The following is a 26705-nucleotide window of genomic DNA, read 5'->3' on the forward strand; positions in this document are numbered from 1 at the left end:
GGCAGGGGTAATTGCCTTAGCGACAGTCGACGATCAGACGGCCACGAACTTTGCCATCCAGCAGGTCCTGAGCCCCCTGGCGGGCTTCGCTTAAGGGGATCACCTGCGTCAGCTGGCTCAGCAGATCGCTATCGAGCAATTCCCCGAGCCGTTGCCAGGCTTGCTGGCGCTGCGGGATCGGACACATCACACTGTCCACGCCAGCCAGCGTGACGCCGCGTAAGATAAACGGTGCAACGCTGGTCGGCAGCTCCAGTCCCTGCGCCATTCCACAGGCGGCGACCGCGCCGTCACGCTGGGTCGCGGCCAGCACGTTGGCCAGGGTGTGGCTGCCGACGCTGTCTACCGCTGCCGCCCAGCGCTCTTTCATTAACGGCTTACCGGGCTGGGAGAGTTCGTTGCGGTCAATAACCGAAGCTGCACCCAGCGTATCAAGCAGATAAGCGTGGTCGCTGGCGCGCCCACTGGAGGCCACCACCTGATAGCCGAGGCGGGCCAGCAGGCTGACGCTAAAGCTACCGACGCCGCCGCTGGCACCGGTCACCAGCACCGGACCGCGATCTGGCGTAATGCCCTGTTTTTCCAGCGCCATCACGCACAGCATCGCGGTCAGGCCTGCGGTGCCAATCGCCATGGTTTGCAGCGGGCTGAGCGTGGCGGGCACTTCCACCAGCCAGTCGCCGGTCACACTGGCTTTCTGCGCCAGGCCACCCCACTGTTTTTCGCCCACGCCCCAGCCGGTGAGCAGGGCGACGTCGTCCTGTTGCCAGTCGGGATGGCGGCTGGCGGTAACCCGTCCAACAAAGTCGATACCCGGAACCATCGGAAACTGACGCACGATCGGACCTTTATTGCAGATCGCCAGCGCATCTTTATAGTTCAGGGATGAGTAACTGACGTCGAGAGTGACATCGTGGTCGGGCAGTTGAGATTCGGGAAGATCTTTCAGCAGAGAACGGTAACCCTGTTCGTCATTTTCAATGACCAGTGCCTTGAACATGCAGCCTCCGGCAAAATAGGAAAGAGGGGAATAAGTTTACGCCTGGTGGCGTGATTACGGTAGGGACTGGGTCGCTAACGGCTGGCCGCGCCGCTCTCCCCGGCTGCAACGTCGAACTGATTAGCGAAAGAGGTATGCATAAATCAGCATATAATTCAGCTAATTAGTCGAATATTTCAGGTTTAATATTATTTTAGTCAATTAAAACAGTGGGTTGCGATTTTAATGGTTTGACTAATTAATTGCTTTCTGCGGCTTGTTCGCGCCAATAAAAGATGACATCATGACCGCCACTTTTTTGCACTCACTTATCGCTTTCAGAGGACGTTGCCATGTCCGGTTCACCGCGCACTCGCTCTGGTTACCGTTCGTTTTTTCCGGCTTACGCCCGATTATTCTCCGCTCCGCCGATCACGTTCTGCATCACCATGCGGTGAGGCCAGTCTGGCGCTGGCTGCCGGCTATCGGTAAAGATGACGTATTACCGATCACCGGTGGCTGAAAGCGGCCGCATGCCCCTGTTTGACATTATCCGCCGGGGAGATCTCCCCATTGCTGTGCCTCTGGCACTCACGCCCTGACGTTAGGGATTTGCCTTATGACTCCACTGAAAATTGCTGCCAGCGCCGCGGTGGCGCCCAATCTGACTCTTAACACTGCGCGCGACGTGGTGACGCTGGATAACACTGACTTTACCGATGTGGCGGCGGTGGTCGTCTCACTGGCAGATACCCGCAGTGGCGTACTCGCCCTGTTGCGCCACACCGGCTTTAATCTGCCGGTATTTGTGGCTAACGCGTTTGAAGAAGAGGTGATGCATCTGCCTGGCGTCAGCGGTGAACTGAACGGTGAACCGCAGGACTGGATCGCATTGGAAGCCGCCGCGCAGGCGTATGAAGCGGCTCTGCTGCCGCCGTTTTTCGAGACGCTGACCCGCTATGTGGATATGCAGAACAGTACCTTTGCCTGTCCGGGGCATCAGGGCGGGGCATTCTTCAAAAAGCATCCGGCGGGCAAACAGTTCTATGATTTTTATGGCGAGAACCTTTTCCGTTCTGATATGTGCAATGCCGACGTCAAACTGGGCGACCTGCTGATTCACGAAGGATCGGCTAAAGATGCGCAGAAGTTCGCGGCAAAGGTGTTTAACGCCGATAAAACCTACTTCGTGCTTAACGGCACCTCCAGCGCCAATAAAGTGGTGACCAACGCGCTGCTGACGCGCGGCGATCTGGTGCTGTTTGACCGCAATAATCACAAATCGAATCATCACGGTGCACTGATTCAGGCGGGTGCTACGCCGGTTTATCTTGAAGCCGCGCGTAATCCTTTCGGCTTTATCGGCGGCATTGACGCGCACTGCTTCGATGAGGCTTATCTGCGCGAGCAGATTGGCAAGGTGGCCCCGCAGCGTGCCGCGGAAGCGCGTCCTTTCCGACTGGCGATTATCCAGCTGGGCACCTATGACGGCACGGTTTATAACGCGCGTCAGGTGGTGGATCGCATCGGGCATCTGTGTGATTACATCCTGTTCGATTCCGCCTGGCTCGGCTATGAGCAGTTTATTCCGCTGATGGAAGGGTGTTCGCCGCTGACCCTGACGCTGACTGAAAACGATCCCGGCATTTTTGTCACCCAGTCAGTGCATAAGCAGCTGGCGGGCTTTTCGCAGACGTCGCAAATCCATAAAAAAGATAACCACATCCGCGGTCAGCAACGCTTTTGCCCGCATAAACGCCTGAATAACGCCTTTATGCTGCACGCCTCAACCAGTCCGTTCTATCCGCTGTTCGCCGCGCTGGACATCAACGCCCGCATGCATCAGGGCGAGGCGGGACGGCGGATGTGGGATGAGTGTGTTACGCTGGGGATCGAGGCGCGAAAAGCGATCCTTGAGCGGTGTGAGATGATCCTGCCGTTTGTGCCGGAAACGGTCGATGGGCAACCCTGGCAGGCGGCCCCGACTGAGACGATCGCCCGCGATCTGCGCTATTTCAGCTTTGAACCGCAGGCCAACTGGCACGGTTTTGCGGGTTATGCCCGCGATCAGTATCGCGTTGATCCCTGCAAGCTGCTGCTGACCACGCCGGGCATTGATGCGGCGAGCGGTGACTATGCCGGATTCGGGATCCCCGCCACCATTCTGGCGAACTATCTGCGTGAGAACGGGATCGTGCCGGAGAAGTGCGATCTTAATTCGATTCTGTTCCTGCTAACGCCGGCCGAAAGCCCGGAGAAAATGGCCAATCTGGTGGCGATGCTGGCGCAGTTCGAACAGCACGTTAAAGAGGATGCGCCGCTGGCTGAAGTGCTGCCGACGATTTACCGCAAAAATGCTCAACGTTATGCCGGCTATACCCTGCGTCGGCTGTGTCAGGAGATGCACGATCTTTATGTCAGCCATGATGTGAAGAGCCTGCAACGAATGATGTTCCGCGAAGCGGGTCTGCCGCCGGTGGCGGTGAATCCTCAGGATGCACATCAGGCGTATATTCGTGGCGAGGTTGAACTGGTGCCGATCGCTGAAGCCGAAGGGCGTGTCGCTGCGGAAGGCGCATTGCCTTATCCACCGGGCGTGCTCTGCGTGGTGCCGGGTGAAGTGTGGGGCGGGGCGGTGCAGCGCTACTTCCTGGCGCTGGAAGAGGGCGTTAATTTACTGCCAGGCTTCTCGCCGGAACTGCAGGGCGTTTATACCGAGGAGGACGCCGCGGGGCGCAAGTATCTGGTGGCTAATATGATGGTGGGCCGCTGATCTGAGCGTGGGCAGAGGCGGGTAGCGGCCCGCCGGGCCCTGGGTTCGTTGCGCAGGGCTATGAGAGGTTTTCGCCTGGCGGCGGTGTACGCTTTGCAGCGAGCTGACACTTAATGGATTTTCGCCCGCCGGGCCCTGGGTTCGCTGCGCAGGGCTATGAGAGGTTTTCGTTCGCCGGGTAAGCCGGGCTGTTTCAGATTCGCCGCTGCCGGCGACCGACAAGGGGCCGCCAGTCGCCGCGCCCCCTTGACCCCGGGCTCCGGCCTGCTTCACCGCCGCTTCGCGGTCCCTTCGCCTCTTCCGGATTTCTCACGGACCGGCGGGACGCGCCATCCCTGGCACGACCCCGCCTCTTCGCGACCTCCCTGTCGCTCGTCCTGAAATCCCTCATCGGCTCAGCGGTTCTGACGGCCTCCTAACTTCTCGCTGTTATCTCTTCTCAAAAGATTCAGTAGCTTATCGCTGAAGATTTTCGGGATTGTTTTTGGCTTTCAGGCCAGCAGACGACACTTAATCCCAGAAAATAAAAGATATAACAGGCGGGGGTTTGTGAGAGGCGTCCGCAGCGCTGAGGAACAACCGGAGGCCAGGAGAGCCGACAGGAGGTCGGCGAAAGGACGGATCGCGCCACGGATGGCGCGTCCGGCCGGTCCGTCGGCCGCAGGGCGTGACGAAGGAACCGCGCGAAGCGGGGCGCGCAGGCAGCCGGACGCCGGGATTGTGAAGGGGCGGGCGGCCGCCCCTTGACGCGTCCGCCTGCTCAGGCAACCTGAAACTCCCCACCGCCCGGCGGGCGTAACCTCACTCAATGTCAGACCGCAGCAGGTCTAACTAACCCACCAGCCACCAGGCAAAACCAGTCCATATACAAGTCAGAGAGATTACAGACGAGGATTTTACCAGAGGCGTCCGCAGCGCTGAGGAACAACCGGAGGCCAGGAGAGCCGACAGGAGGTCGGCGAAAGGACGGATCGCGCCACGGATGGCGCGTCCGGCCGGTCCGTCGGCCACAGAGCGTGACGAAGGAACCCCGCGAAGCGGGGCGCGCAGGCAGCCGGACGCCGGGATTGTGAAGGGGCGGGCGGCCGCCCCTTGACGCGTCCGCCTGCTCAGGCAATCTGAAACTCCCCACCGCCCGGCGGGCGTAACCTAACTCAATGTCAGACCGCAGCAGGTCTAACTAACCCACCAGCCACCAGGCAAAACCAGTCCATATACAAGTCAGAGAGATTACAGACGAGGGGTTTACCAGAGGCGTCCGCAGCGCTGAGGAACAACCGGACGCCGGGATTGTTAAGGGGCGGGCGTCCGCCCCTTAATACGTCCGCCTGCTCGGGCGATCTGAAACTCCTGGCCGCCCGGCGGGCGGAACCCGCTCAGTGCATACCCGCTGCTAAGCGAACGAAACCTTCTCATAGCGCGTTCGCGCAGCGAACACTCCCCGCTTTAGCGCTGAGTCCATCAGAACCCACGATAACTGCGCTGCGCAGTGCTCACCTTATACAGATAGCGACGTGACTCCGCCGAAGGATGCTGGCTGGTCAGGGTCTGGTAAACCTTGTTCGGTGACATGTTGTTGATTATCGAAAACGCGCGATCTTTATCACTGGAGAAGACCCGCAACACGCTGCCCGCGCCGCCATTGTAGGCGGTGATCACCGCATAACGGCGTGATACCGGGTCCTGAATGCCGCCCAGATAACTGCGTTGCAGCAGCGACAGATAGGCAGTACCGGCATCAATATTATTCTCCGGATCCAGCAGATAGCTGCGACTCGGTTTACCCCATTTCCCTTTCATGCGGAACACATCGACCCCGGCGGTATGCTGCACCACCTGCATCAGACCCAGCGCATCGGCGTGGCTGACGGCGTAGGGGTTAAAGCTCGACTCGGTCTGCATGATTGCCAGAATCAGCGAGGCGTCGACGCCATACTGTTCCGACGCTTTGCGCACCATCGGCAGATATTTGTGCGCACGTTTATCCAGATGGTTAGGCACCATCGGAATCGAGACCGAGTAGATCACATGCAGACCCGAGGTGCGGCGCTGCAATTTATTCTGGATCAGATAATCAGCAAAGGCTTCGGCACGACCCTGCCAGCGGATCGGCTGACCGGTATTGTCGAGCACCTGACCGTAAAGCAGCGGCTCTTTACTGATCACAATGTCATTGGCGTCGGAATAGAGATCGACGTTGCCCGGATCTTCGCCAATCAAAAGGGTGGTCACAATCGCCTGGCGCAGGCTGGCCATCGGATCGGTGCCCGCGATGGTCTCAATCGTCAGCTTACCGCTTTCGAAGTTGATGTGGCTGCGGGTGTAATAGTTGTCGCTATATTTGACGTAGTCTTTCGGTCCGGCGATCAGGACCTCATTAATACCCCAGATATTCTCAATGTTGTGGGCAAACTGACCCATCAGAATATCGAAACCGTTGGTGTCTTTTACCCAATCTTCATGAAACTGCTGTTTTTTTTGTCCGGAGCAGGAAACCAAAAGTGGTGCCATCACCAGCAGGGCGATCAATTTTTTATTCATTGGGAATGCATGCCTGACCTGGATAAAGAGCCTCAACGCTGAGGCCCAAACTGTTTACGCTTCTGGCGGTGTATAGCCTTCGATATGAACTTCTTTGCCTTCAAACAGGAAATTGATCATCTCCTTTTCCAGCACCTTGCGATCTTCCGGATTCATCATGTTGAGCTTTTTCTCATTGATCAGCATGGTCTGTTTCGCCATCCACTTCTGCCAGGCTTCTTTCGAAATCTCGTTGTAAATACGCTTACCCAGGTCACCAGGATAGAGCTGGAAATCCTGCCCTTCCGCGTCGCGTTGTAAAAAAGTACAAAAAATAGTGCGGCTCATTATTCTTCCTCATTGATCTCACAACTGTCTAAAGCCAGTTGTTGGGGATGGCGCAATTCGTGTAACAGGCGCTCAACGGGCGCGGCTAATCCCACAGATGGTGGCAGCGCTAAGTTATACCAGAGACCGCCCGCTTCATCCATCGCCGCCCCGACAGAAGGCCACGCCAGCCACATAGGCACAATGTCCAGATGGAAATGGCTGAAGGTATGACGAAAGGCGGTGAGCTGCTGCGGTCTGGCGTGGATACCGCGTGCTGCCAGCCAGTCAGTCAGCGCCTCTTCACTGGTAAACTGCGGAAAGCAGAACAGGCCGCCCCACAATCCGACCGGCGGACGCTGTTCCAGCCAGACCTGCTCACCATGCTGCATCATCAAAAACCAGCCGCTGCGCTCCGGTAACACCTGCTTCGGTTTTTTACCGGGATAGCTGGCCCAGCTGTTATGAGCATAGGCTTCGCAGCCGCTGTTCAGCGGACAGATATCGCATTTCGGTTTCGAGCGGGTACAGACGATCGCCCCCAAATCCATCATCGCCTGATTAAACTGGCTGACGCCCTCGGCGGGGGTGACGGTTTCGCTGATCTGCCATAAGCGTTTCTCTACCTCTTTTTTACCCGGCCAGCCGCCGACGGCGTAACACCGCGCCAGCACGCGTTTCACATTGCCGTCGAGAATCGGGAAGTGCTGACCCAGCGATAACGACAGGATCGCGCCAGCAGTAGATCGACCCACGCCGGGCAGGGCGGCGACGTCATCGAAATTACGCGGGAACTCGCCCTGATGGACCTCAACAATCTGCTTTGCCGCCTTATGTAGATTACGCGCCCTGGCGTAATAGCCGAGGCCGGTCCATAAATGCAGCACTTCATCCAGCGGTGCAGCCGCCAGATCGCCAACCGTGGGGAAGCGCGCCATAAAGCGTTCGAAATAGGGAATAACCGTGGCAACCTGGGTTTGCTGTAACATCACTTCGGACAGCCACACCTTATAAGGCGTCTTTTCCAGCTGCCAGGGCAGGGTTTTGCGGCCAAAGCGCTGATACCAATCCAGCACTTGTTGCGCGAACTGCGGCGCTTGCATCATAAGAAGGAAATTTTCCGTGTTTACTCTACACTCAGGCAGGAATTCCAGCACATGCGCACCTGGGTGTAAACCGGAAGATTGCAAAGGCTTGCTTCTGCTTATGAACTTTGCATAATGCCCGTTTCCCAGAACAGGCTAACCAGCAGGCTTCGACATGATTAATGACGTCATCACCCCAGAATTTGATGAGAACGGGCGGCCATTGCGCCGGATCCGCAGTTTTGTACGCCGGCAGGGCCGCTTAACCAAAGGGCAGCAGCAGGCCGTTGACACATACTGGCCGGAGATGGGGGTGGAATATCAGCCGGAGCCGATCGATCTGCCCCAGCTGTTTGGCCGTGACGCGCCGGTCACGCTGGAAATCGGCTTTGGCATGGGCGCCTCGCTGGTCACCATGGCGCAAAATACGCCACAGCAGAATTTCCTCGGCATTGAAGTACACCTGCCGGGCGTCGGTGCCTGTCTGGCTTCTGCGAAAGAAGCGGGCGTCGACAACCTGCGCGTGATGTGTCACGACGCGGTGGAAGTGCTGGAGAAAATGATCCCGGACAACTCGCTGCGTATGGTCCAGCTGTTCTTCCCGGATCCGTGGCATAAAGCCCGTCACAACAAACGCCGTATCGTGCAGGTCCCGTTTGCCGAGCTGGTGATGCGCAAGCTGAAGCTGGGCGGCGTATTCCACATGGCAACCGACTGGGAAGCCTACGCGGAACATATGCTTGAAGTGATGAACAGCATTGATGGTTTCCGCAATCAGTCAGAACAGCAGAATTACGTGCCGCGTCCCGAGACGCGTCCACTGACCAAGTTTGAGCAGCGCGGGCAGCGTTTAGGCCATGGCGTATGGGATTTAATGTTTGAGAGGGTGAAATAATGGCCACACAACGCAGCCGCCGTTTACGTAAAAAACTGCACATTGATGAGTTTCAGGAACTGGGTTTCTCCGTCGCCTGGCGTTTCCCGGAAGGTACCAGCGAAAGCGAGATCGATGAGACGCTGAATCAGTTCATTGATGAAGCGATCGATCCTAACGGTCTGGCCTTTGATGGCAGCGGTTATCTGGTGTGGGAAGGTCTGATCTGCCTGCAGAAAACCGGCAAATGCACCGATGAGCATCGCGAACTGGTGCGTAAATGGCTGGAAGAGCGCAAGCTGCAGGACGTGCAGGTGACTGAACTGTTTGATGTCTGGTGGGACTAAGTAACACGACGCCGGGCAGGCTGACGCGTGATGGAGAGATGATCTATCACGGCGAGGCCGCCCGGCCCTTCAGGATCCGGTTCAGACAGAAGGTGAGGGAGATTCAATGATGCGTAAAGCGCTTCTTGCTGTGCTGCTGGTGGCAGCGACTCAGGCCCAGGCTGCCTATGAATGCAGCGTTAAGCCACAGGATGATGTGGTGATCACGCCGCAAAGCGTGCAGGTGGTCGGGACCAACGGCAATCTGCAAATCAGCCCACAGGGCGACGTGCAGTTCAACGGCCAGAAAGTGTCACTGGATACCGCCGATCGTCAGAAAGCGATCGACTACCAGAGCGCATTGCGGCGCGATCTGCCGTGGATTGACAGCGGGGCGACTTCGCGGCTGGAAAAAGGGCGTGCAGCGCTGGATCGGGTGATTGTTGAGAAGCTGGGCGAGAACAGTAATGTGCGTAATCGCCTGACCACCCTGAACGGCCAGCTGAAACAGCAGATGAACCGCATCATCGAACACCGGCCGGATGGCCTGGCCTTCCATCATCAGGCGATCGACAAAGTGCGTGCCGATGGCGAACAGCTGGTGCAGTCAACGCTCGGTGGCGTGATGCAGGACAGTCTGAACGAGATGGGCAGTCAGCAGGCCAGCGGCGGCAGTAATCCGTTGCAGGCCATCATGGGTAATCTGGGTGGTTTACAGCAGTCTATTCAGGCGGAATGGAGCAAGCAGGAGCAGGATTTCCAGAACTTTGGTCACGAAGTCTGTAACCGCGTCATTTCGTTAGAAGATCAGCGTAAAGGTTTGGTTGCCGGTCTGAATAAATAAACCTGTGCCTCAGCCCGCGGACTGAGGCACAGTTGTTACTCTTCTGGCAAAAACAGCTCTAACAGCGAATTCAGGAACAATTTCCCTTTCTCACTGATCTGCCACTGATCAGCGGTTTCCACCACATAACCTGCCGCAATTGCCGCATCCATCTGCGGACGAATCACCTGTTCCGCTAAACCGGTATAACTGACAAATTGACTGCGCGGCGCGGCTTCCAGCAGCCGGAAGCGGTTCATGAAGTATTCGAACGGCTTGTCGATATCGGCGACGTCGTACTGTTTCTCGCGATAATTGCCCTGCATAAAGCCACGCGGATGACGGGTCTTCACCGTGCGGACGATGCGGCCGTCGGGCTGAGTCAGCTTGCCGTGCGCACCGCAACCAATGCCGAGATAGTCCCCGAAGCGCCAGTAGTTGAGGTTATGTTCACAGCGGTAACCCGGTTTGGCGTAGGCGGAGGTTTCATACTGCTGATAACCGGCGGCGCTCAGCAGTTGGTGACCCTGCTCATAAATATCCCACAGCGCATCATCATCCGGCAGTACCGGCGGCCGTGAACCAAACAGTGTGTTGGGTTCGATGGTCAGCTGATACCAGGAGAGATGCGGCGGATTAAGCGCGATCGCCTGACGCAGATCGTCGAGCGCTTCGTCCAGCGACTGATCGGGCAGGCCGTGCATCAGGTCGAGGTTAAAGCTGCGTAAGGCTAATCCCTGCGCCAGCTTAGCGGCACGCTTCGCCTCGTCCGGACCGTGAATACGCCCCAGCCGCTGCAGTTTTTGCGGGCTGAAACTCTGCACGCCAATTGAGATCCGGTTGATGCCGGCCCGCTGATAGGCGCTGAAGCGATCGGCTTCAACGGTGCCGGGATTGGCCTCCATGGTGACTTCCGCGTCTGGTGCCAGCGCCAGACGCGAACGTACGCCATCCATCAGCAGCTGCATCGCACTGCCGCTCAGCAGGCTGGGCGTCCCGCCGCCGATGAAAATGGTGCGTACTTCACGGTCAGCGATCAGCGGTAAATCCTGCTCCAGATCGCGCAGCAGGTGCTGCACATACTCAACGTGCGGCACCTCATCTTTCAGCGCGTGGGAGTTAAAATCACAGTAGGGACATTTCTGTACGCACCACGGAATGTGGATATACAGACTTAACGGCGGCAGATTAGGCATTACGCATCGCTTCCAGCAACAGCGTCAATGCTTTACCCCGGTGAGAAACTTCACCTTTTTCCGCTTTGCTCAGTTCGGCTGCGGTTTTACCCAGCGCCGGAACGTAGAAAATCGGGTCATAACCAAAGCCACCTGCGCCGGCCGCCGCACGGGTGATCTCACCCTGCCAGCTGCCGTGGAACACCAGCGGCGTCGGATCGTCGGCGTGACGCAGATAGACCAGCACGCAGTGGAACTGCGCCTGACGCTGGCCGTCTGGCACGTTTTCCAGCGCCTGCAGCAGCTTCTCCAGGTTCTGCTGATCGCTGGCCTCTTCACCGGCGTAACGCGCAGAGTAGATTCCCGGCGCGCCGCCCAGCGCATCCACCGCCAGGCCGGAATCATCAGCGATCGCCGGTAAACCGGTGATCTGCGCCGCGTGACGTGCTTTGAGAAGGGCATTCTCAATAAAAGTCAGGCCGGTTTCTTCAGCCGATTCCACCCCGAGCTCGGTCTGGGCGACGATATCCAGGCCGAAGGCGGAGAGCAGATCCGCCAGTTCACGCACTTTGCCGGGATTGCCGGTTGCGAGCACAACTTTTTGCATAACAGTTCCAGTTTGGTTCATTTACAGCAGATACCAGAGACCCGGGAACAGGTCCATGCCGAGGAAATTCAGGGCATACAGTACCAGGATGACGATCATGGCGGAGAAATCGATGCCGCCCATCGCCGGCAGCACGCGGCGAATCGGTGCCATCAGTGGTTCGGTCAGCTGGATCAGCACATAATCAATCGGGCCGCGACCCTGACTGATCCAGCTCATCAGTGAACGGATAATGATGACCCAGAACACCAGATAGCCGGCGGATTTAACCAGCGACAACAAGCCGACCAGCAGGTTGGTCGGATCGACCGAGAACACCCCGACCTGAATAAGCAACAGAATCGGATATTTCAGCGTCGTCAGGACAAACGCCAGCAGCAGCGAGGCGGTATCGATCGGACCCAGCGCCGGCAGCACGCGACGCAGCGGCTTGACGATCGGCTGTGTCACTTTCACCACGAACTGTGCCAGCGGGTTATAAAAATCGCAGCGGGACCACTGCATCCAGATGCGTAACAGCAGCACCATGACGTAGAGATCGATCAGCGTTTTTACTAAAAACGTCATTGTTAACATGAAGTTCCTCTATTATTGTTGTGAATTGCGCGCATAATCGCGTGCGCCAAAAATGGCGGTGCCGATGCGCACCATCGTACTGCCTGCGGCGATTGCCGCCTCCATGTCATCGCTCATTCCCAGCGAGAGCGTGTCGATAGCCGGATAGTCCTGCTGCAACTGCCGGAAGGCCTCAGCCATCTGCTGGCACACCGCCAGTTGCCGGTCATAGTCACTTTCCGCTGCCGGTATCGCCATTAGTCCGCGCAGGCGCAACTGCGGCAGCGCAGCGATTTGCTGTGCCAGCCCGGAAACGGCATCCAGCATGATGCCAGATTTGCTGTTCTCGTCACTGATATTTACCTGAATTAACACATTAAGCGGCGGCAGCGTCACCGGACGCTGATCGTTGAGCCGCTGTGCAATGCGCTGACGGTCAATGGTGTGACACCAGGCAAAGTTTTCCGCGACCAGACGACTCTTGTTCGACTGCAGCGGGCCGATGAAGTGCCACTCCAGCTGAGGATGTGCGGTCAGTGCCTGAACCTTTTCAACCCCTTCCTGAACGTAATTTTCGCCAAAGGCGATCTGACCGGCAGCGGCAGCTTCTTCGACTGCGCTCGCAGGTTTGGTTTTACTGACTGCAAGCAGCGTAATTTCTTCTGGTGCGCGGCCGCAACGCGCGGCGGCGGCGGCGATTCGCTGCCGCACTTGCTGTAGGTTGTGCTGGATTGAGGTCATAGTCAGGAGAAATTATGAATCTGGATGAAATGGTGGAGCTTAGTGTAAAGCATAATGCCGCCGATCTGCACCTTTGCAGCGGACATTTGCCCTACTGGCGACGTCAGGGAAAGCTGGAGACGATGCCGCAGCAGGCCAGACTGTCGGCCGCGTGGATGGCGCAGTTTATTGACCACCGGCTCGATGACCCGCAGCGCCAGCAGCTGGAACGCGACCGGCAGCTCGATTTTGCCCTGACGCTGTCAAACGGGCAGCGAATTCGTGCCAGCCTGTTTATGCAGCGTAACGGCCTGTCACTGGCGCTACGCATCATTGCCGCGCAGTGCCCGACGCTGGAAAGCCTGCGGCTGCCGCCGATAGTGCCGGCGTTGCTGGAGCAGCGCGATGGGTTGATCCTGATCACCGGTGCGACCGGCAGCGGCAAATCAACCACGCTGGCGGCGCTGGTGGATGCGCTGAACCGCCAGCAGGCGCGCCATATTATTACGCTGGAAGATCCGATTGAGTTTATCCATCACAGCCAGCAGTCACTGATTCAGCAGCGCGAAATAGGGCTGCACTGTAGCTCTTTCAGCCTCGGGGTCAAAGCAGCGCTGCGGGAAGATCCGGATGTGATTCTGCTGGGCGAACTGCGCGACAGCGAAACCATCCGTCAGGCGCTAACCGCGGCAGAAACCGGTCATCTGGTGCTGGCGACGCTGCACACCCGCGGCGCGGCACAGGCGGTCGATCGGCTGGTCGATGTGTTTCCGGCAGAAGAGAAACCGCTGGTGCGCAGCCAGCTGGCGGGCAGCCTGAAAGCGGTGATTGCCCAGCGGCTGGTGCCGTCGACCGATGAGAAACGCATCGGCCTGTTTGAGGTGCTGGTGGCGACGCCCGCCATCGCTAACCTGATCCGTGAAGGCAAGATGCACCAGATCCCGGCGCTGTTGCAGACCGGCGCACAGGCCGGTATGCAGACCTTTGAGCAGAGCCGGCTGGCCCGCCAGGCAGAAGGGTGGCTTCAGTAATGATTCTCGAACCAGTCCTGCAGAATGATGGCGGCAGATTGTGAGTCGACCGAACCTTTGTTTAACGCGCGATAGCCGCCGCGTTCGAACAGTCCGGCCCGCGCTTCGACCGTGCTGAGACGCTCATCCTGCAGCTCGACCTGGATACCGAAGCGGCCGTGCAACCGGTTAGCGAATTTGCGTGCCCTGGCAGTCAGCGGCTGCTCGGTGCCATCCATATTCAGCGGTAAACCCACTACCACAAAATCGGGTTGCCACTCTTTCAGCAGCTTTTCGATTTGCAGCCAGTCCGGCACGCCGTCCTGCGCTTTGAGGGCCGTCAGCGGACGAGCGGTACCGGTCAGTTGCTGACCTACCGCGACACCAATACTTTTGGTGCCGAAGTCGAAACCTAATAGAGTTTGTGTTGACATCAGGCGTGTCCGGCGTCACTGGCCATGTTGTGAATATCGACGCCAATACTGCGCGCCGCTTCGCGCCAGCGCTCTGAAATCGGCGTCTGGAAAAGAATGTTGCTGTTGGCCGGCGTGGTCAGCCAGGCATTTTCCATCAGCTCATTCTCCAGCTGATCTTTTTCCCAGGCGCAGTAACCCAGCGCCACCAGCACGTTGCTCGGCTGAGAGGCGGTGCCAATCGACTCCAGTACGTCGCGGGAGGTAGTGATCACCGTATTGTCTGAAATACGGATGCTGGAGGTAAACGTGCGTTGAGCCGAATGCAGTATAAAGCCGCGATCTTCCGCCAGCGGGCCACCGGTAAATACCGGCTTATCCAGTTTGATCGTTGGATCGCGATCCTCGGCAGAGATTTTGAGCTTCTTCAGAATGCCTTCAACCGTCAGATTTTCCATCGGTTTGTTGATGATCAGACCCATTGCGCCTTCTTCGTTATGTTCGCAGAGATAGACCACGGAACGTTTGAAGAAAGGGTCCTGCAGTGAAGGCATGGCAATCAAAAAGTGATGCTGTAAATTCATTCTCACACGATGTACCAAAAAAATAACCGGCACGCGACGGCCGCACCGGTATTGGGTTGATCTCGGAGCATGGCCCCGGCGTCATGCTCAGCCCAGGCGCTTCTCAATGGCATCCATCAACATGCCGGTGATGGAGATGGGGAAGGCTGCCTCAATTTCACGCACGCAGGTCGGGCTGGTCACGTTAACTTCTGTCAGTTTATCACCGATGATGTCCAGTCCGACAAAAATCAGCCCTTTTGCTTTCAGGGTCGGGCCGACGCGACGGGCGATTTCCCAGTCACTCTCACTCAGCGGACGGGCTTCACCGCGGCCACCTGCTGCCAGGTTACCCCGGGTTTCACCGCCCTGCGGAATACGGGCCAGGCAGTAAGGCACCGGTTCGCCATCCACCACCAGCACGCGTTTGTCGCCTTCTTTGATCGCCGGAATATAGTTCTGCGCCATGCAAAACAGGCTTTCATGCTCGGTCAGGGTTTCGGTGATGACGCCAAAGTTCGGATCGTCTTTCTTCACGCGGAAAATAGAGGCGCCACCCATGCCGTCCAGCGGCTTCATGATGATGTCGCCATGCTCCTGCCAGAAGGCACGCAGTTTCTCTTTGCTGCGGGTCACCAGCGTGTCCGGCGTGAACTCTGCAAACCAGGCGGTATAAAGCTTTTCGTTACAGTCGCGCAGGCTCTGCGGTTTGTTCACGATCAGCGTGCCCAGCTCTTCTGCGCGCTCCAGAATGTAGGTCGCGTAGATGAATTCGGTATCGAATGGCGGATCTTTACGCATCAGTACTACGTTCAGGTCGGCGAGGGGGATCTCCTGCTCGCTGCCAAACTGATACCAGCTATCCGGATTCTGCTCAACGCTTAACAGACGGGTGCGGGCAAACGCCACACCACCGCGCAGGGAGAGATCGCGCATCTCCATGTAGTGAATTTCATAACCACGGCGCTGTGCTTCCAGCAACATGGCGAAGCTGGTGTCTTTTTTAATATTGATGGACGAAATGGGGTCCATCACGATGCCAAGTTTAATCATTATTATCTCCTCAGGGAGGCGGCGGTTACCGTCTCGTCTCGTTCGGTCAGCAGTGGGCCGTTCAATCAGCACGTCAGAGAACTGGCGTCTGTGACTGCCCGCTGGCAGTATCGCTTAACCCAGGTCGCCAAACCTCACCTGAAGTGCCGTAATGGCGGTCAGCGCGGTGGTTTCGGTACGCAAAACCCGTGGGCCAAGCAGGATGTCAGTAAATTCGTGCTGCGCCGTCATAGCGATTTCGTCAGCGGAAAGCCCGCCTTCAGGACCAATCAGCAACCGCACCCGTTCAACCGGCTGCGGCAGCGTATTGATACTGTGGCTGGCGCGCGGATGCAGATTAAGCTTCAATCCGCTCTCCGCTTCAGCGCACCAGGCTTCCAGCGTCATCGCCGGACGGATTTCCGGCACGCGATTACGGCCGCACTGCTCGCAGGCGGCAATAGCAATCTTCTGCCACTGCTGAATTTTTTTAGCCAGGCGTTCAGCGTCCAGCTTCACGCCACAGCGCTCGGAAAATAGCGGCGTAATGACGTTCACTCCCAGCTCAATTGATTTCTGGATAGTGAACTCCATTTTTTCACCGCGCGACATCACCTGACCCAAATGCAGGTGCAACGGCGACTCGCGATCGTCCGGCTGGCTCTCTGTGACCGATACTTTTACACGCTTTTTATCAACATGCGTGATCTCTGCTGCAAAAGTCAGATTAGTGCCATCAAAGAGTTCCAGATGCTGTCCCGGCGACATGCGAAGCACCCGGCCGACATGATTGGATGCATCTTCATCCAGCGTAATGTCACTGCCAACGCTCAACGGCCCGGCGTGATAGATGCGAGGTATGCGCATAAGGTTCCTGGAACTAAGCGCCGTGTGGAATGACACGGCGTCATCGGGAAAAGAGCTAGTTTAGGGCAGGCTTTTTAGCGCTGGCAAGCCTGCTGCACATAAGGATTGTGATTGCCCTGTACCCGCGCGATACGCTGGTCACGTTCACACTCCCATTTCGTCACCGGATAGAGCTTATCCCAGGCGGTAAACAGCTGGGTTTGCTGGCGCGAAATTCGCAGATGATACTGGTCACGCATATAGAAGTAGGTGCGGGCAATGGCGCCGCGTGCGCGCGCCGGTGGCTCTGCCTGCTTAAGTTTAAAATCCACCTTCATCTCACACTGACCATACTGCTTTTCACTGCCGTTCCATTGACTGTAGGCGAAGTTACCGCGGTCGCCATTCACTTCGCCGATAGCCGGTTGCAGGTTGTGCAGATCGGTTTCGATGCGACGATAGTCCGGATCTTTACTGCAATTTTTACGGCCGCCGTTTTGCCAGCATTGACGCTGATGACCAAATTCCCACGCCGGCATAACGTGTTCCCACTCAATGCGCGCCGCACGATTGGCGTTTTTACGCGCCTGATAGCCACAGCTGTTCAGGTCCGGCACGCCTTTTTTTCCCTGCCAGTTAATTTTACAGCCGCAGTAAAAGGATCCCGGCGCATCGGCGTTGATTTCAGCGGCAAAGGCTTTGGCCTGCTGGAAATTGTTTTGATGGTAATTATTCAGGTTCAGGGCGTCAGCCGCAAAAGGAACCCATAACAGCGCAACGGCCAGACTAATTATGCGAGACATATTCCAGATTTCTACTCAGTGCTCTAAAAAGGGCGGCAGGGTAACAGAATGCGGAATAACGCGGAATGGGAAATCGGCTCAGGCGGGCACAAACTCACCGGCTTTCAGCAGGCTGCCGCAGTGAACGCAGCGATATTCGCTCTCGCCGCGCAGTATCCGATTGTGACGGCGTACCGTGAGCTGATGCTGCTGGCACTGGCAGCGATAAGCAAAGGTGCGGCTACGAACGGACTGCACCTCGAACTGATGGGTACGTCGCGCCGGTACGCCCAGCACCTGCTCCATCATCCACTTCCACTCTTTGCCATGCGGCGCCACGCGACCGAATTTCTTCCACACCAGCAGATGCGCCAGTTCGTGCGGAATCACCTCCTCAATGAACGCCTGCTGGTTTTCCAGCAGCAGGATCGGATTAAGGCGGATTTCCCACGGCTCCAGCCAGGCGGTGCCCGCAGCGGTGCCGCGCTGCTGATAGAGCAACGTCGGTTCAGGATAGTTCGTTTTCAGTGCCAGATTGGCGCGCTCCAGCGCCTGACGCAGCGCGCGCATCACGGCCTGTTGCAGAGCTATGGGGAGACGAGGTGTTTTCATGGCGCTCAGAATAATCGGCGTCACGCGGGAACTCAACCGGGCAGAACAGATCGCCGCTTACCGATGCCGTTTATGCGCCGGCGGCCGGTAGACGGATGCTGCTTCGTCAGGCCTGTGCGCACCGCGACGGCCGGGCTGAAACCGGCGCTACCGCCCGCATCGGCTGTCAGGTGATAATTTTGGTTTAAATATTGTTATGCTCTTTTTTAGAATATCCTATGGTTAAAATTCGCCGCAGGGTGGATGGAGGTCAGGTGAAAGGCACAGGGCACGGATAAAGCGATGAAAGATAATAATAACCTAAAGAAACAACGGATTGTGCTGGTCACTGATTTGATGGCGGGACGCGGTGGGATGGAGAACGTGACCGGTCAGCTGATTACGGCACTGAATGCCGACGCGGAATGCGAAGCCGGGCTGTTTATCATCAACAGCGGCGAAGAAAGTCATTCACGCGCCTGGACCGCCAATGCGGTGTTACAGGAAAGCATCTGCACCCTGCGTAATAAAAAAATAAAGAGCTTCATTCATACGCTGCGAATGGCGGCTTTTTTTCGTCGCTACCAGCCCGATCACGTCATTACCTTAAACACCATTCCCTGCCTGATGACGCGCCGGGCGATTACGCTCTCCGGCCGCAAAATCGTGCTGTCGAGCTGGATGCACCTGCCGCCGCGTGAGCGTTATCGTCCTCACTATCTGTTGCGCGCCGATCACCATTTTGCCATCAGTCAGCAGATCCGGCAGCAGCTGGTCGAGCTGGGTGCCAGCGCGGCGGATATTGACGTGATTTATAACCCGGTAAAACGCAACGACAGCGTGATCGGCAGGCCGGCGGAACTGAAATTTTTATATATCGGCCGGGTCCATTTCGAGCGTCAGAAGCAGCTTAAAGATCTGTTTGATGCGCTCAGCCTGCTTGAAGTGCCGTGGACGCTGGAGATTGTCGGCGACGGAGAGGATCTGGCGCGTTGCCAGGCGTATGTGGCGCAGCGGGGAATTCAGGATCGCATCACCTGGCATGGCTGGCAGGAGAATGCCTGGGATTACGTGATCCGCGAGATTAAACAGGTCACCTGCCTGGTGATGACCTCCAACTTTGAAGGCTTCCCGCTGATCCTGCTGGAAGCGATGTCACGCGGCGTTTACTGCGTCTCCTCTGACTGCGTCAGTGGACCGGCGGAAATCATTAAGCCAGGCATCAACGGTCAACTGTACCAAAAAAATGACAGCGTAGCGCTGGCTGCCATTCTCAGTGCCCTGAGCGGGGAGGTTCACTTTCCCGATCACCAGCTTATTAAACAGAGCATTACCGGTTTTTATGAGGAGAATTATATGAAGCATCTGAAGGACGTGCTTAACCGCCTCTCAGAGGTTAAGCATGACGAATAAGACCGAACTCAATGGATTGTCCTTAGCGGTGAATTTTTCTGTCATCGCGCTTTGCCTGGCGCTTGCGCTGAATATGTTCGTCACCGGCCTGCCACAAAAAATCTTCTACATTGTCTCTTACCTGTCCGTGGCGTCGATAGCCTATGGCCTGGTGCGCCGGAAAATCGCTTTTCAGCCAAACCGCTTTTTTATCGCCCTGTTTATCGTGCTGATTATCTTTTCACTGATTCGCCTGGTCTGGGCGATTCAGGTCAAAGCGATTGAGACAGCCCCTTCGGGCGACAGTATCACCAACATCAGCAACTATCTGCTGGGCGCTAAGCGCCTGCTGCTTGGCGCATTTGTCCTGTTGAGCCTGGCGATTTACGGCCAGCAGGTGTCGCTCAATACGCTGCGGGCAGGGAAAGTTTTGATCCTGCTGGGATTGCTGATCTCCCTGGGCTTCGGCATTCATGAGCATCTCTATACCGCCAACGTGCGGATTAAGCTCACCACCGAAGCGGCGTCAATGTCCTCCTACATGATTCTGTTTATCTACTGCGCCTGGCTCTGGCTGAGTGGCTTTGAGACCCAGGCTTACTGGAAGATTGCTGACGTGGCCGCCTTACTCGTCACCTTTGCGTTGCTCTATCTGTGCGGCACCCGGGTCACCATTATCGCCCTGGTGGCGGTTGGCCTGCTGTTCCTGTTACAGACCTATCGTCTGTCGATGCTGAAAAACTGGCGCATCAGCGTGCTGGTGGTGGGTTTGCTGGCTGTTCTGGTGCTGATGACCAGCAATCGCTGGGTGGAAGGGGTGCAGGATATTGAGAACTACGGTTCCAATAGTTCAACGTCGCTGGGCGCGCGGGTCGCGATCTGGGGCGGGGCAGTTAACTTTATTCAGCATCATTCCGGTTTTGCGACCCCGGATGAGCGGACTACTCAGGCGCGTCAGTTTATTACCGCGCACTACCCGAATAACCTTGAAGGCTACACCAACGTTAAATACAACATGCACAACGAGTTCCTGGAAGTTACCACCTTGCAGGGATGGCTCGGGACCGCGTCGCTGGCGTTGCTGTATCTGGTGGCACTGGCGGGGGGAATGAAGCGCTGCGATCTGCGTGGGGTGGCGCTGCCGCTGCTGGCGCTGTTTGTCGCCGGACTGACCGATTCGGTGCTGCCCTATAACCAGACCGCCACCATTTTCATTATGGCGCTGGCGCTCTGCTGTATACGGCTACCGGTAGCACCATCGCGGATCTAGCGTGAGGCGAGGGATAAAATAAAAACGGCGGGGTTTCCAGAGAAACCCCGCCGTTTTTTTTACGCTTGATGATTAATTCTGTGAACCGATGTCGCGCAGTTTTTTACCGGCCATCAGGTTACGTTCGATGTGCTCCAGCGAGACGTTTTTGGTCTCAGGAATCAGCATCACCGTTAGCAGAATGAAGAACAGGTTCAGCAGCGCGTAGACCCAGAAGGTATTGGCGTTGCCCAGCGTGTTCAGCATTGTCAGGAAGGTCGCACCGACAATCATGTTAGCGATCCAGTTGGTGGTGGTGGAAACGGTGATACCGAAGTCGCGGCCTTTCAGCGGCTGAATTTCGGAACACAGCACCCAAATCAGCGGACCGGCTGACATCGCAAAACCAATGATAAACATCAGCAGCATACCCACGGCGAAGTACTGCGCGCCCGGTGAATGGATGCCGAAATGCAACATGGTACCCAGCACGCCCATACCGGCTGCCATCACCATAAAGCCGAGGATCAGGGTTGGTTTACGACCCCAGCGATCGACCAGACCGATAGCGATAAAGGTTGCCAGTACGTTGATCAGACCAACAATTACCGTGCCCCACATCTGCTCAGTGGTATTGGTAAAGCCGGCGATTTCGAAGATTTTCGGTGCGTAATACATGATGACGTTCATGCCGGTAAACTGCTGCATGACCTGCAACAGAATGCCGAGGTAGACCGCACGACGGAAGTGGCTGCTGCTGGTAAACAGACCCCAGCCAGACTGCTTAATCTTCAGGCTTTCACGAATCTCGTCCAGTTCACGCTTCGCCTGTTCGCTGGTGTCACGCAGACGATCCAGCACCCGTTGCGCATCGCGGAAATTGCCTTTCGCCGCCAGCCAGCGTGGGCTGTTTGGCAGGAAGAAGACGCCAACCAGCAGCAGCAGAGCAGGAATGGTGATGATGCCCAGCATCCAGCGCCAGTTGCCGGTAAAGCTGAATGCGGTATCGGACAGGTAAGCGCCCAGGATACCGATAGTGATCATCAGCTGATAAAGCGAAATCATACTGCCGCGAATTTTTTCTGGTGCAATTTCAGAAAGGTAAAGCGGGGCGGTGTAAGACGCGATACCGACAGCCAGACCCAGCAGGACGCGGGCGCTGATCAGCATTTCCGGGTTAGGTGACATTGCCGACCAGAGTGAACCAATCACGAACAGAATCGCACCGGCCATCAGGCTTTTTTTACGGCCCAGGCGGGAGGACATCCAGCCGCTGCCGATAGCACCCACCGCGGCACCAAACATCATGGAACTGACGATCCACTCCTGCTGATGGGCGGTAACGTTAAAGTCTTTTGCGATAAACGGCAGTGCACCGGCAATCACGCCGATATCCAGACCGAACAGCAGACCCGCAAGGGCCGCCAGAAAGCAGACAAATAAGGTCATCGCCTTATTTGATGTTCTGCTCTTGTGTGTATTGCCAGGCATTTTAGCCTCCAGGTTTATCCATCATTGTTTTTATCAATGTTAAAAAACTCTTTGCGCGAAAAAAGTGAGTCCGATCACATCAGTGTAATCGTTTACACACGCTGAAACCCTGAAATTCAGCATTTTTTGCCCGGAAAGGTTAATTAACCAGTGAGGTATAGCACTCATTAAGTTTCTGACAAGGCTCTATTTATTGGCTATCAGACGACGCTGAAAATAACGCATTTTCAGCAGAATAACTACGTAGAGTAAATCCTAAATAGCAGATAAACAAAGCGTTTCAAATTGTAATCGTTAACATTTTGTTGTCAGAAAAGGCGAAAAGAAGTGTAGCTGAGATCAGAAAATTTGCTGCAGGCAGGGCGCGTAACAGTGGATTTGAGGCTGACTGAACGGCATCAGGCATAAAAAAACCCTGCCACGGCGGCAGGGTTTTGATCATTCCGGCTTAAATCAGAGGCCAGCGGCTTCGCGCAGCTGTGCCGCTTTGTCGGTTTTTTCCCATGGGAAATGTTCGCGACCAAAGTGACCGTAAGCAGCGGTCTCTTTGTAGATTGGGTGCAGCAGGTCGAGCATCTGAATCAGACCATACGGACGCAGATCGAAGAACTCACGCACCAGCAGCGTCAGCTGCTCAGTTGAAACTTTCTCAGTGCCGAAGGTTTCAACCATGATGGAAGTAGGTTCCGCCACGCCAATCGCGTAAGAGACCTGGATTTCACAACGATCTGCCAGACCGGCCGCCACGATGTTCTTCGCGACGTAACGGGCTGCGTAGGCTGCTGAACGGTCCACTTTTGACGGGTCTTTGCCTGAGAACGCGCCGCCGCCGTGACGTGCCATGCCGCCGTAGGTATCAACGATGATTTTACGACCGGTCAGGCCGCAATCGCCCATCGGGCCACCGATAACAAAACGGCCAGTCGGGTTGATGTGATATTTGGTCGAGGCGCTCAGCCATTCTGCAGGCAGAACCGGCTTGATGATCTCTTCCATCACCGCTTCCTGCAGATCTTTCTGGCTGATGGATTCGGCGTGCTGAGTCGAAAGCACCACCGCATCGATGCCCACGATTTTGCCGTCGTCATACTGGAAAGTGACCTGGCTCTTAGCATCCGGACGCAGCCACGGCAGGGTGCCGTTTTTACGCACTTCAGCCTGACGCTGCACCAGACGGTGCGCATAGGTCACCGGCGCAGGCATCAGCACGTCGGTTTCATTGGTGGCGTAACCGAACATCAGACCCTGGTCACCGGCGCCTTGCTCCAGCGGATCGCTGCGGTCGACGCCCTGGTTGATATCCTGAGACTGTTTACCAATCGCGCTTAATACTGCGCAGGAGTTGGCATCAAAGCCCATATCGGAATGAACATAGCCGATTTCACGTACGGTGTTACGGGTGATCTCTTCGATATCGACCCAGGCGCTGGTGGTGATTTCACCGCCAACCAGAACCATACCGGTTTTAACGTAAGTTTCGCAGGCCACGCGTGCTTTAGGATCCTGTTCGAGGATCGCATCCAGCACCGCATCGGAGATTTGGTCGGCGATTTTATCAGGATGTCCTTCTGATACGGACTCAGACGTAAAAAGGTGTTTAGCCATTCTGTTCTTTACCTTACAAATGGTTTGAATTCGACTGCATAGCGCAAGTGAGTATCATCTGACTTAACGCCCCTTCAGGCAAAGCCGCGAGCAGTGAGGTTGTGTCAGCACAGCAGGCCAACACCGCCTGGATATTAACCTGTTTAGATGGAAAACCATCTGGACGGCTATTTTAGGTTACAGGATGAGCGAATTACCAGCCCTTTTTCTGTTTCAGCATTTTACCTGTTGGGCCTATCGGCATAATTTCCTGACACTCCACGCATTTCCCCGATAATCTTTTTGCTTTTTGCAGCTGTAAACTGTATAAAACGCCGCTGCTTTGGTAGCAGCATTCAGGATGACGCCACAGATCGCGTCGCGCCCGTCAGACTCGCGTCTGGCTTTCACCCAGTTGTGTTCCATGTGCCGCTGGCATGTGTGGAGGTGATACGAGTAATGAACCACGTTTTCTCTTCTTGCGGTTCTGCGCGCTGCGGCGCTGCGCTGGCTGTCTCCTGCCTCCCATCTCTTTCTCTGTCCTGCCGACAATATGTTCGATGCGGTAATTTTACCGACACGAGCGTCGGTTAATCTGTACCACTATCCTTACGGTTTTGTCTCTTCTCTGCGCGTGCGCAGCTGAACGACGCACGTTATCCGTGGTCCTCTTATACAAATCTGTTAAATGCGTTCGGTTTCAACGGATATGGCCAGGGTGTTTTACACTTAACTCTCATGCGTGAATCGCGCTGACGGCAACGTCAGGTGAACAGGACATTGCGTTTAATGTGGCAACGAATTTCCAGATTAGCGGCCAGAAAGCCGGTTAACAGTTTCATCTTTCAACGGAAAATTGAGGTTCGCGATGTCTGACGACATAAAGAATATCAAGGGTTCGTCAGCTGGCGAACAGGGTGCACTCCGCTCAATGCAGGAGGTAGCAATGAACGATCAGGATGCGAGCAAAATGTTGCGTACCTACAACATTGCCTGGTGGGGCAACAACTATTACGACGTCAACGAACTGGGCCACATCAGTGTCTGCCCCGATCCGGATCGCCCGGACGTGCGCGTCGATTTAGCCAGGCTGGTCAAAGAGCGCGAAGCGCAGGGCCAGCGTCTGCCTGCACTGTTTTGTTTCCCGCAGATCCTGCAACACCGTCTGCGCTCAATTAACGCCGCGTTTAAGCGTGCGCGTGAATCCTACGGCTACACCGGTGATTACTTCCTGGTTTATCCGATCAAGGTGAACCAGCACAAACGCGTGATCGAATCGCTGATCCACTCTGGCGAACCGCTGGGACTGGAAGCAGGCTCGAAAGCTGAGCTGATGGCGGTACTGGCGCACGCTGGTCAGACCCGTACCGTGATCGTCTGTAACGGCTATAAAGATCGCGAGTACATTCGTCTGGCGCTGATCGGCGAGAAGATGGGCCACAAGGTCTATCTGGTGCTGGAAAAAATGACCGAAGTCCGGCTGGTGCTGGAAGAGGCGGAGCGTCTGAACGTGGTGCCGCGTCTTGGCATCCGCGCCCGTCTGGCCTCTCAGGGCTCGGGTAAATGGCAGTCGAGCGGCGGCGAAAAGTCGAAATTCGGCCTGTCGGCGACCCAGGTACTGAAGCTGGTAGAGATTATGCGTGAAGCGGGCCGCATCGACAGCCTGCAGCTGCTGCACTTCCATCTCGGTTCGCAGATGGCCAACATTCGCGACATCGCCACAGGCGTGCGTGAGTCGGCGCGCTTCTACGTTGAGCTGGCGAAGCTCGGCGTTAACATCAAGTGTTTCGACGTGGGCGGCGGTCTGGGCGTGGATTACGAAGGAACGCGCTCGCAGTCTGACTGCTCAGTCAACTACGGCCTGAACGAGTATGCCAACAACGTCATCTGGGCGATTGGTGATGCCTGTGATGAGCACGGCCTGGAGCATCCTACGGTGATCACCGAGTCGGGACGTGCGGTAACCGCGCACCACACGGTTCTGGTTTCTAACATCATCGGTGTTGAGCGTAACGAGTTCAGTAACCCGGAAACGCCGGATGCTGATGCACCGCGCCCGATTGTCAGCATGTGGGAAACCTGGCAGGAGATGCACGAGCCGAACACCCGTCGTTCGCTGCGTGAATGGCTGCACGACAGCCAGATGGATCTGTTTGATATCCATACCGGTTATTCGTCCGGCACCTACGATCTGAAACAGCGCGCCTGGGCTGAGCAGCTCTATCTGAGCATCTGCCACTACATTCAGCAGCATCTTGATCCGAGCAACCGTGCGCACCGTCCGATCATCGATGAACTGCAGGAACGGATGGCGGATAAGATCTACGTTAACTTCTCGCTGTTCCAGTCGATGCCGGATGCCTGGGGTATCGATCAGCTGTTCCCGGTACTGCCGCTGGAAGGGCTGAACAAGAAGCCGGAGCGCCGCGCCGTGCTGCTCGACATCACCTGTGATTCCGATGGCACCATCGATCACTACGTTGATGGTGACGGCATCGCCACCACCATGCCGATGCCAGAATATGACGTGGATAATCCGCCGATGCTGGGCTTCTTTATGGTCGGCGCTTACCAGGAAATTCTGGGCAACATGCACAATCTGTTCGGTGATACCGAAGCGGTGGATGTCTATGCCCGTGAGAATGGCGACGTCGAAGTTCAGCTGTCGGACGAAGGCGACACCGTGGCGGATATGCTGCGCTACGTGCAGCTCGATCCGAACGAACTGATGGCACTGTTCCGTCATCAGGTGCAGGCCTCCGATCTGGATGACGAGTTGCGTGCGCAGTTCCTCGAAGAATTCGAGAGCGGCCTGTACGGTTACACCTATCTGGAAGACGAGTAATCGGTTCAGATCGCCGGCAATCTCATATTGCAGTTGCCGGTGAAATGTCGATAATCTGACGCATACAATCCCTTCCTCGTCGGGCCTAACGACGCGGAGGGGATTTTTTTCATCTATAGCTTAATGGCTCGCGGGCCTGGCCC

At 56.4% G+C, this 26705-nt stretch carries 25 protein-coding genes; 9 read left to right on the forward strand and 16 right to left on the reverse strand.

Going from position 1 to position 26705, the window contains the following annotated elements:
• Positions 1-16: 16 nt before the first annotated feature.
• Entirely contained in the window at positions 17-1000 is a 984-nt protein-coding gene (gene acuI, locus ACLIBF_RS04350; RefSeq protein ID WP_159223243.1) for an acrylyl-CoA reductase (NADPH), read from the reverse strand.
• A gap of 283 nt (positions 1001-1283) precedes the next feature.
• On the opposite strand from acuI, the gene ACLIBF_RS04355 reads away from it, so the two are divergent.
• Together ACLIBF_RS04355 and ACLIBF_RS04360 are read left to right on the forward strand one after the other, a co-directional pair.
• Positions 1284-1502: a hypothetical protein gene (locus tag ACLIBF_RS04355; RefSeq protein WP_164092182.1), complete on the forward strand. Its 219-nt coding sequence runs from the start codon at positions 1284-1286 to the stop codon at positions 1500-1502.
• Positions 1503-1598: 96 nt separating this feature from the next.
• Complete coding sequence (locus ACLIBF_RS04360; RefSeq protein WP_279810936.1) at positions 1599-3752, forward strand: ornithine decarboxylase; 2154 nt, start codon at positions 1599-1601, stop codon at positions 3750-3752.
• 1461 nt (positions 3753-5213) lie between these two features.
• Here ACLIBF_RS04360 and mltC read toward each other — a convergent pair.
• From mltC to mutY, 3 genes are read right to left on the reverse strand one after another with little or no spacing between them, the layout of a single operon-like run.
• The gene (gene mltC, locus ACLIBF_RS04365; RefSeq protein ID WP_031375789.1) at positions 5214-6293 is read right to left on the reverse strand and encodes a membrane-bound lytic murein transglycosylase MltC; all 1080 of its coding nucleotides are present in this window, start codon (positions 6291-6293) and stop codon (positions 5214-5216) included.
• Positions 6294-6347: 54 nt separating this feature from the next.
• Entirely contained in the window at positions 6348-6620 is a 273-nt protein-coding gene (locus tag ACLIBF_RS04370) for an oxidative damage protection protein (protein WP_031375788.1), read from the reverse strand.
• The gene (gene mutY / locus ACLIBF_RS04375; RefSeq protein WP_069728843.1) at positions 6620-7705 is read right to left on the reverse strand and encodes an A/G-specific adenine glycosylase; all 1086 of its coding nucleotides are present in this window, start codon (positions 7703-7705) and stop codon (positions 6620-6622) included. The genes ACLIBF_RS04370 and mutY overlap by 1 nt, the downstream gene beginning before the upstream one ends.
• 154 nt (positions 7706-7859) lie before the next feature.
• Between mutY and trmB the strand changes: the two genes are divergently transcribed.
• The 3 genes from trmB (at position 7860) to ACLIBF_RS04390 (ending at position 9728) form a co-directional block, all read left to right on the forward strand.
• Complete coding sequence (gene trmB, locus ACLIBF_RS04380; protein WP_031375787.1) at positions 7860-8579, forward strand: tRNA (guanosine(46)-N7)-methyltransferase TrmB; 720 nt, start codon at positions 7860-7862, stop codon at positions 8577-8579.
• Positions 8579-8905, forward strand: coding sequence for a YggL family protein (locus ACLIBF_RS04385; RefSeq protein ID WP_031375786.1), 327 nt, complete (start codon positions 8579-8581; stop codon positions 8903-8905). The genes trmB and ACLIBF_RS04385 overlap by 1 nt, the downstream gene beginning before the upstream one ends.
• Before the next feature lie 106 nt (positions 8906-9011).
• Entirely contained in the window at positions 9012-9728 is a 717-nt protein-coding gene (locus ACLIBF_RS04390) for a YggN family protein (protein ID WP_046289234.1), read from the forward strand.
• A gap of 35 nt (positions 9729-9763) precedes the next feature.
• Here ACLIBF_RS04390 and hemW read toward each other — a convergent pair whose 3' ends face one another.
• From hemW to ACLIBF_RS04410, 4 genes are read right to left on the reverse strand one after another with little or no spacing between them, the layout of a single operon-like run.
• Entirely contained in the window at positions 9764-10903 is a 1140-nt protein-coding gene (gene hemW, locus ACLIBF_RS04395) for a radical SAM family heme chaperone HemW (RefSeq protein WP_159223246.1), read from the reverse strand.
• Positions 10896-11489 carry an XTP/dITP diphosphatase gene (locus tag ACLIBF_RS04400; protein ID WP_069728846.1) on the reverse strand — a complete coding sequence of 198 codons (594 nt, stop codon included), beginning with the start codon at positions 11487-11489 and terminating at the stop codon, positions 10896-10898. Before ACLIBF_RS04400 ends, hemW begins: the two co-directional genes overlap by 8 nt.
• A gap of 21 nt (positions 11490-11510) precedes the next feature.
• Complete coding sequence (locus ACLIBF_RS04405; protein WP_031375783.1) at positions 11511-12065, reverse strand: YggT family protein; 555 nt, start codon at positions 12063-12065, stop codon at positions 11511-11513.
• A 12-nt stretch (positions 12066-12077) separates the two neighbouring features.
• The gene (locus ACLIBF_RS04410) at positions 12078-12785 is read right to left on the reverse strand and encodes a YggS family pyridoxal phosphate-dependent enzyme (RefSeq protein WP_031375782.1); all 708 of its coding nucleotides are present in this window, start codon (positions 12783-12785) and stop codon (positions 12078-12080) included.
• A 14-nt stretch (positions 12786-12799) separates the two neighbouring features.
• Between ACLIBF_RS04410 and ACLIBF_RS04415 the strand changes: the two genes are divergently transcribed.
• Entirely contained in the window at positions 12800-13795 is a 996-nt protein-coding gene (locus tag ACLIBF_RS04415) for a type IV pilus twitching motility protein PilT (protein ID WP_031375781.1), read from the forward strand.
• On the opposite strand, the gene ruvX is transcribed toward ACLIBF_RS04415, so the two are convergent.
• From ruvX to ACLIBF_RS04445, 6 genes are all read right to left on the reverse strand, one after another.
• Positions 13789-14208 (reverse strand): Holliday junction resolvase RuvX, encoded by a 420-nt coding sequence (ruvX, locus tag ACLIBF_RS04420; protein WP_031375780.1) that lies wholly within the window; start codon positions 14206-14208, stop codon positions 13789-13791. The genes ACLIBF_RS04415 and ruvX overlap by 7 nt on opposite strands.
• Entirely contained in the window at positions 14208-14771 is a 564-nt protein-coding gene (locus ACLIBF_RS04425) for a YqgE/AlgH family protein (protein WP_069728847.1), read from the reverse strand. The genes ruvX and ACLIBF_RS04425 overlap by 1 nt, the downstream gene beginning before the upstream one ends.
• Before the next feature lie 87 nt (positions 14772-14858).
• Entirely contained in the window at positions 14859-15803 is a 945-nt protein-coding gene (gshB, locus tag ACLIBF_RS04430; protein WP_031375778.1) for a glutathione synthase, read from the reverse strand.
• A gap of 114 nt (positions 15804-15917) precedes the next feature.
• Positions 15918-16649, reverse strand: a complete 732-nt coding sequence (gene rsmE, locus ACLIBF_RS04435) for a 16S rRNA (uracil(1498)-N(3))-methyltransferase (protein WP_069728848.1) — start codon at positions 16647-16649, stop codon at positions 15918-15920.
• A gap of 74 nt (positions 16650-16723) precedes the next feature.
• Entirely contained in the window at positions 16724-17431 is a 708-nt protein-coding gene (gene endA / locus ACLIBF_RS04440; RefSeq protein WP_046289233.1) for a deoxyribonuclease I, read from the reverse strand.
• 78 nt (positions 17432-17509) lie between these two features.
• Positions 17510-18022 carry a SprT family zinc-dependent metalloprotease gene (locus ACLIBF_RS04445; protein WP_082097610.1) on the reverse strand — a complete coding sequence of 171 codons (513 nt, stop codon included), beginning with the start codon at positions 18020-18022 and terminating at the stop codon, positions 17510-17512.
• A gap of 282 nt (positions 18023-18304) precedes the next feature.
• Between ACLIBF_RS04445 and ACLIBF_RS04450 the strand changes: the two genes are divergently transcribed.
• Both ACLIBF_RS04450 and ACLIBF_RS04455 read left to right on the forward strand, forming a co-directional pair.
• The gene (locus tag ACLIBF_RS04450; protein WP_448309421.1) at positions 18305-19414 is read left to right on the forward strand and encodes a glycosyltransferase; all 1110 of its coding nucleotides are present in this window, start codon (positions 18305-18307) and stop codon (positions 19412-19414) included.
• Positions 19404-20663: an O-antigen ligase family protein gene (locus ACLIBF_RS04455; protein ID WP_448309422.1), complete on the forward strand. Its 1260-nt coding sequence runs from the start codon at positions 19404-19406 to the stop codon at positions 20661-20663. The genes ACLIBF_RS04450 and ACLIBF_RS04455 overlap by 11 nt, the downstream gene beginning before the upstream one ends.
• Positions 20664-20735: 72 nt before the next feature.
• Here the strand turns inward: ACLIBF_RS04455 and ACLIBF_RS04460 are convergent, their stop codons facing one another.
• Both ACLIBF_RS04460 and metK read right to left on the reverse strand, forming a co-directional pair.
• Positions 20736-22133, reverse strand: a complete 1398-nt coding sequence (locus ACLIBF_RS04460) for a sugar porter family MFS transporter (RefSeq protein WP_072051015.1) — start codon at positions 22131-22133, stop codon at positions 20736-20738.
• Positions 22134-22586: 453 nt separating this feature from the next.
• Positions 22587-23738 carry a methionine adenosyltransferase gene (gene metK, locus ACLIBF_RS04465; RefSeq protein ID WP_069728849.1) on the reverse strand — a complete coding sequence of 384 codons (1152 nt, stop codon included), beginning with the start codon at positions 23736-23738 and terminating at the stop codon, positions 22587-22589.
• 847 nt (positions 23739-24585) lie between these two features.
• Here metK and speA point away from each other — a divergent pair.
• Positions 24586-26562, forward strand: coding sequence for a biosynthetic arginine decarboxylase (gene speA, locus ACLIBF_RS04470; RefSeq protein ID WP_072051014.1), 1977 nt, complete (start codon positions 24586-24588; stop codon positions 26560-26562).
• Positions 26563-26705 lie beyond the last annotated feature (143 nt).

Source organism: Pantoea sp. PGP6, assembly GCF_053474785.1.